Origin of the sequence: Roseateles sp. (assembly GCF_046300915.1) — a bacterium.
Taxonomy (GTDB): domain Bacteria; phylum Pseudomonadota; class Gammaproteobacteria; order Burkholderiales; family Burkholderiaceae_C; genus Kinneretia.
The window spans coordinates 1-5,897 of record NZ_JBKCLH010000222.1 but is presented as its reverse complement, the minus strand read 5'-3'; the positions used below and the strand labels follow the sequence as shown (position 1 = coordinate 5,897).

Below are 5,897 nucleotides of genomic sequence, written 5' to 3'. Positions count from 1 at the left end.
CACCCCGCCTCCGCCCCCCCACCCTGGGCCGTCATCAATCCCATCTCCGCGCTGCTGATCCGCACGCCGTGTCGCTCGGCGGTCATGTGCGCCAGGATCGAGAGCGCAATCTCCGGCGGGGTGCGGGCGCCGATGTGCAGGCCCACGGGGCCGTGCAGGCGGGCCAGCTCGGCCTCGGTCAGGCCAAAGTGCTCGGCCAGGCGGGCCTTGCGCTTGGCCTGGTTCACGCGGGAGCCGATGGCGCCCACATAGAAGGCGGGTGACTTGAGCGCCTCCATCAGGGCCAGGTCGTCCAGCTTGGGGTCGTGGGTCAGGGCCACCACGGCGCTGTGGCCGTCGGGGGCAAAGCTCATCACCACATCGTCGGGCATCTCGCGGGTGAGCCGCGCGCCGGGGATCTCGGGCTGGTATTCCTCGCGCGGGTCGCAGACCAGCACCTGGTAGTCCAGGGCCAGGGCCATGCTGGCCAGGTATTGCGTGAGCTGGCCGGCGCCGATGATCAGCAGGCGCCACTGCGGGCCGTGGTGGGTGATCAGCGTGTGCTCGCTGAGCTGCACCACATCGGCAATGATGCCTTGGCCGGCGGCCAGCGGGTCCAGCAGCTGCACCGCGCCGCTCTTCAAGTCCAGATGCCGCTGCACGCGCTCGCCGCGGGCCAGGCGCGCCAGCAGCTCGTCCAGCTGCGAAGCGGGGCCCAGGGGCTCCAGCATCACTTCCAGGGTGCCGCCGCAGGGCAGGCCAAAGGCCTGGGCCGCTTCGGCGCCCACGCCGTAGCGCAGCAGCTCGGGCCGGCTCAGGGCGCTGAGGGCGCCCTCGCGCACCTTGGCCACCAGATCGTCCTCGATGCAGCCGCCCGAGACGGAGCCGGCAATCAGCCCGTCCTCCCGCACCGCCACCACCGAGCCCACGGGCCGCGGGGCCGAGCCCCAGGTGCGGGTGATGGTGCCCAGCACCACGCGCCGGCCCTCGCGCTGCCAGGCCTGTACCTGGCGCAAGACATTCAGATCGACGTTGTCCATGGCTTGTTGGCCTTGTGCTTTGGGCTCACTCGCTGTCTCCCGGGGAGTCCGCACCATAACCCAGCCGCCGCGGGCCCGGCTGTGCCAAAGCGGAGCATCAACCCGGTGCACGGACGCCCTATGTATGGGCATACATGGGGGTAAACGGTGGATGGCGCCCCGGCCTGCCAGCCGCGACCATGCTTCTTGGCTTCACAAGGAAACGCCGGGCCGCCCCAAGTTTCCTTGACCCCCGCGGGGGGCGGGCTGGGCGCAGCCCGGCCCTGGGGGCGCTCAGAAGACCGACCAGAACATCAGGAGACAAGCGATGAGCAGCCAGAAGATCACGCTCAAGGTCAATGGCAAGCCGGTCACGCGCGAAGTGGCGCCCGACCGCTTGCTGGTGCAGTTCCTGCGCGAAGACCTCGCGCTCACCGGCACCCATGTGGGCTGCGACACCAGCCAGTGCGGCGCCTGCACCGTGCACCTGAACGGGCGCGCGGTGAAGAGCTGCAATGTGCTGGCGGTGCAGGCCGCCGGGGCCGAGGTCACCACCATCGAGGGCCTGACGCCACCCACGGGCAGTGGCGAGCTGCACCCCATGCAGGCGGCCTTCAAGGAGTGCCATGGCCTGCAATGCGGCTTCTGCACCCCGGGCATGGTGATGAGCGCCATCGACCTGGTGCAGCACCACCGCTGCGGCTCGGAGGCCGAGATCCGCGAGGGCCTGGAGGGCAATATCTGCCGCTGTACCGGCTACCAGAACATCGTGCGCGCCGTGCAGCTGGGCGCGCAGAACATGGCCAAGTGACGCACGGGGAGCCGAACCATCATGAATGCACCGAACGAAAAAGGATTCATCGGTCAAAGCGTGCGCCGCCGCGAGGACGGCCGCTTTCTGACCGGGCGGGGCCAGTACACCGATGACATCGTGCTGCCACGCCAGACCTATGCCTACTTCCTGCGCTCGCCCTATGCGCATGCGCGCATCAAGAGCATCGATACGCAGGCCGCGGCCGCGGCCGAGGGCGTGCTGGGCGTCTACACCGGCGAGCATTTCCGCGCCGTGGGCGGCCTGCCCTGCGGCTGGCTGATTCACAGCCTTGACGGCACGCCCATGAAGGAGCCCAAGCACCCCATCCTGGCGGACGGCAAGGCCCGCTATGTGGGCGACCAGGTGGCCCTGGTGGTGGCCGAGAGCTATGCCCAGGCCAAGGCCGCGGCCCAGCTCATCGAGGTGGACTATGAAGACCTGACCCCGGTGGTGGATACCGCAGCGGCCAAGGACTTTGGCAGCGCCGTGCACGACGAGGCGCCCGACAACGTCTGCTACACCTGGGGCTGTGGCGACAAGGCCGGCACCGATGCGGCTTTTGCCCAGGCGACCCACATCACCCGCCTGGAGTTCCGCAACAACCGGTTGATTCCCAACGCCATCGAGCCGCGCGCCGCCAATGCGTCCTACAACCCGGCGGACGACAGCTACACCCTCTATGTGGCCAACCAGAACCCGCATGTGGAGCGGCTCTTGATGTGCGCCTTCGTGCTGGGCATTCCCGAGCACAAGGTGCGGGTGGTGGCGCCCGATGTGGGCGGCGGCTTCGGCTCCAAGATCTTTCTCTACGCCGAAGAGACGGCGCTGACCTGGGCCAGCAAGCAGCTGGGCCGGCCCATCAAGTGGACGGCCGAGCGCAGCGAGAGCTTTCTCTCCGACGCCCATGGCCGCGACCACGCCACCGTGGCCGAGCTGGGCCTGGACGCCCAGGGCCGCTTTGTGGCCATGCGGGTCCACACCACGGCCAATCTGGGCGCCTACCTCAGCACCTTTGCCTCCAGCGTGCCCACCATCCTCTACGCCACCCTGCTGGCCGGCCAGTACACCACGCCCAAGATCTACGCCGAGGTGACGGGCGTGTTCACCAACACCGCGCCGGTGGATGCCTACCGCGGCGCGGGCCGGCCCGAGGCCACCTATGTGGTGGAGCGCCTGGTGGAGACCGCGGCGCACCAGCTCAAGATCGACCCCGCCGAGCTGCGCCGCCGCAACTTCATCAAGAGCTTTCCCTACGCCACGCCCGTGGGCCTGACGTATGACACCGGCGACTACGAGGCCACGCTGAACCAGGTGATGGAGCTGGCCGATGTGGCCGGCTACGCCGCGCGCAAGGCCGCCACCGAGGCCAAGGGCCTGAAGCGCGGCATCGGCTATTCCACCTATATCGAGGCCTGCGGCCTGGCGCCGTCCAATATCGCCGGGGCCCTGGGCGCGCGCGCCGGTCTCTTCGAGGCGGGCGAGGTGCGGGTGCACCCCACCGGCAAGGTCACCATCTTCACCGGCAGCCACTCGCACGGCCAGGGCCACGAAACCACCTTCGCCCAGGTGGTGGCCGACAAGCTGGGCATCCCGCTGGACGATGTGGACATCCAGCATGGCGACACCGGCAAGGTGCTCTTCGGCATGGGCACCTATGGCAGCCGCTCGCTGGCCGTGGGCGGCACGGCCATCGTCAAGGCGGTGGACAAGGTGATCGCCAAGGGCAGGAAGATCGCCGCCCATCTGCTGGAGGCCAGCGAGGGCGACATCGAGTTCGAGGGCGGCGAGTTCAAGGTGGCGGGCACCGACAAGAAGGTCCCCTTCGCCTCGGTGGCGCTGACCGCCTATGTGCCGCACAACTACCCGCTGGACAAGCTGGAGCCCGGCCTCAACGAGAACGCCTTCTACGACCCCACCAACTTCACCTACCCCGCGGGCAGCTATGTCTGCGAGGTGGAGGTGGACCCGCTCACCGGCGTGGTGCGGGTGGACCGCTTCAGCGCGGTGGACGACTTCGGCAATGTGGTGAACCCCATGATCGTCGAAGGCCAGGTGCATGGCGGCCTGGCCCAGGGCATAGGCCAGGCCTTGCTGGAGCATGGCATCTACGACGAGCACAGCGGTCAGCTGCTCACCGGCAGCTATATGGACTACGCCATGCCGCGCGCCGACGATCTACCCACTTTCAACGTCAAGACCGCCAAGGGCACGCCCTGCACGCACAACCCGCTGGGCGTGAAGGGTTGCGGCGAGGCCGGCGCCATCGGCTCGCCGCCGGCGGTGATCAACGCGATCTGCGATGCCCTGGGCATCTCGGATGTGCCCATGCCGGCCACGCCGCACAACGTCTGGCAAGCCATCCAGGCCAACCGCTGAACGCGAGGAGACGAAGACCATGACATTCGCATTCCAGCAAGCCGCCAGCCTGGCCGACGCTGCCCGCGCCGCCGCGGGCAACGCCGAGGCCAAGATCATCGCCGGCGGGCAGAGCCTGCTCGGCGCCATCAAGCTGGGCCTGGCCGCGCCCGAGGCCTTGATCGACATCTCGGGCCTGGCCGATCTCAAGGGCCTGCGCATCGATGGCGGCAAGGTGCATATCGGCGCCATGACGACCCACGCCACCGTGGCCGCTTCGCGCGAGCTGCAGCAGGCGATTCCGGCCCTGGCCGATCTGGCCGGCCGCATCGGCGACCGCCAGGTGCGCAACCGCGGGACGCTGGGCGGCAGCCTGGCCAATAACGACCCCGCCGCCTGCTACCCCGCCGCCGTGCTGGGCCTGGGCGCCACGGTGCACACCGACCGGCGCTCCATCGCGGCCGATGACTTCTTCAAGGGCCTGTACGAGACGGCGCTGCAGCCCGGCGAGATCATCAGCTCGGTGAGCTTCCCCATCCCCGAGAAGGCGGCCTGGCAGAAGTTCAAGCAGCCGGCCTCGCGCTTCTCCATCGTCGGCGTGTTCATCGCGAAGACGGCCGGCGGCGTGCGGGTGGCCGTGACCGGTGCCGGGTCTTGCGTGTTCCGCGCCACGGCCATCGAGGCGGCGCTGAACAGCAGCTGGAGCGCCGCTGCGGCCCAGGCCGTCAGCATCAGTGACGAGGGCCTGAACAATGATCTGCATGGCTCGGCGGCCTACCGGGCCGCGCTGATCCCGGTGCTGGCCGGGCGCGCGGTGGCGGCGGCTTGATGGTGGCCTTGCCGGCCAGCATCGACGAGACGGCGGCACAACTGCTGGCCCAGGGCTATGTGGCCCAGCGCGAACTGGCCACCGCCGTCTTCCTGGCCCTGCGCCTGCAGCGCCCGCTGTTTCTGGAGGGTGAACCGGGCACCGGCAAGACTGAGATCGCCAAGGCCCTGGCCGCGATGCTGGGCCGTCCGCTGATACGGCTGCAGTGCTACGAGGGTCTGGATCTGGCCAGCGCGGCCTACGAGTGGAACCATGCGCGCCAGATGCTGGAGATCAAGAGCGGAGGCCTGGGCGGCGACGAGGTGTTCGCGCGGCGCTTCCTGATCGCGCGGCCGCTGCTGCAGGCCCTGGAGCAGCCGGGGGTGTTGCTGATCGACGAGCTGGACCGTGCCGACGAGCCTTTCGAGGCCTTTCTGCTGGAGGTGCTGAGCGACTTCCAGCTCAGTATTCCCGAGCTGGGTGTGATCAAGGCCGCCGAACCGCCCATCGTGGTGCTGACCAGCAACCGCACGCGCGAGATCCATGATGCGGTCAAGCGCCGCTGCCTCTATCACTGGGTCGATTTCCCCGATGCGCAGCGCGAGCTGCAGATCCTGCGGCTGAAGGTGCCCGGCGCCGGCGAGGCGCTGTCGCGCCAGATCGTCGCCTTCATCCAGGGCCTGCGCACCTTGGATCTGTATAAGCTGCCCGGTGTGGCCGAGACCATCGAGTGGTCGCGCGCGCTCTTGGAGCTGAACGCCCTGGTGCTGGACCCGGAGACGGTCAGCAACACGCTGGGCGTGCTCTTGAAGTACCAGGACGACATCGCCAAGGTGCAGGGCTCGGAGGCGGCGCGGCTGCTGGAGCAGGTGAGGCTGGCCACGCATCATGGCTGAGACCCCCGATCTGCCGGCGCATCTGG

5 protein-coding genes are annotated in these 5,897 nt (G+C 68.9%); 4 read left to right on the top strand and 1 reads right to left on the bottom strand.

Translation table 11 applies throughout. The features are described from left to right. The coding region (locus ACK5F2_RS16825; protein ID WP_409866712.1) for an XdhC family protein at window positions 1–1,019 on the bottom strand (1,019 nt) is incomplete at its 3' end. 307 nt (window positions 1,020–1,326) lie between these two features. Here ACK5F2_RS16825 and ACK5F2_RS16820 point away from each other — a divergent pair. The 4 genes from ACK5F2_RS16820 to ACK5F2_RS16805 are packed head-to-tail and all read left to right on the top strand — an operon-like array spanning window position 1,327 to window position 5,871. Continuing rightward, window positions 1,327–1,809, top strand: a complete 483-nt coding sequence (locus ACK5F2_RS16820; RefSeq protein WP_409866710.1) for a (2Fe-2S)-binding protein — start codon at window positions 1,327–1,329, stop codon at window positions 1,807–1,809. 21 nt (window positions 1,810–1,830) lie between these two features. Continuing rightward, the gene (locus tag ACK5F2_RS16815; RefSeq protein ID WP_409866708.1) at window positions 1,831–4,188 is read left to right on the top strand and encodes a xanthine dehydrogenase family protein molybdopterin-binding subunit; all 2,358 of its coding nucleotides are present in this window, start codon (window positions 1,831–1,833) and stop codon (window positions 4,186–4,188) included. 19 nt (window positions 4,189–4,207) lie between these two features. Continuing rightward, complete coding sequence (locus ACK5F2_RS16810) at window positions 4,208–4,996, top strand: FAD binding domain-containing protein (RefSeq protein ID WP_409866707.1); 789 nt, start codon at window positions 4,208–4,210, stop codon at window positions 4,994–4,996. Next, window positions 4,996–5,871, top strand: a complete 876-nt coding sequence (locus ACK5F2_RS16805) for an AAA family ATPase (protein ID WP_409866704.1) — start codon at window positions 4,996–4,998, stop codon at window positions 5,869–5,871. The genes ACK5F2_RS16810 and ACK5F2_RS16805 overlap by 1 nt, the downstream gene beginning before the upstream one ends. Window positions 5,872–5,897 lie beyond the last annotated feature (26 nt).

Coding starts and splice junctions, on each gene's coding strand:
- ACK5F2_RS16820 (WP_409866710.1), top strand. CDS start 1,327: ATGAGCAGCCAGAAGATCACGCTCAAGGTCAATGGCAAGCCGGTCACG.
- ACK5F2_RS16815 (WP_409866708.1), top strand. CDS start 1,831: ATGAATGCACCGAACGAAAAAGGATTCATCGGTCAAAGCGTGCGCCGC.
- ACK5F2_RS16810 (WP_409866707.1), top strand. CDS start 4,208: ATGACATTCGCATTCCAGCAAGCCGCCAGCCTGGCCGACGCTGCCCGC.
- ACK5F2_RS16805 (WP_409866704.1), top strand. CDS start 4,996: ATGGTGGCCTTGCCGGCCAGCATCGACGAGACGGCGGCACAACTGCTG.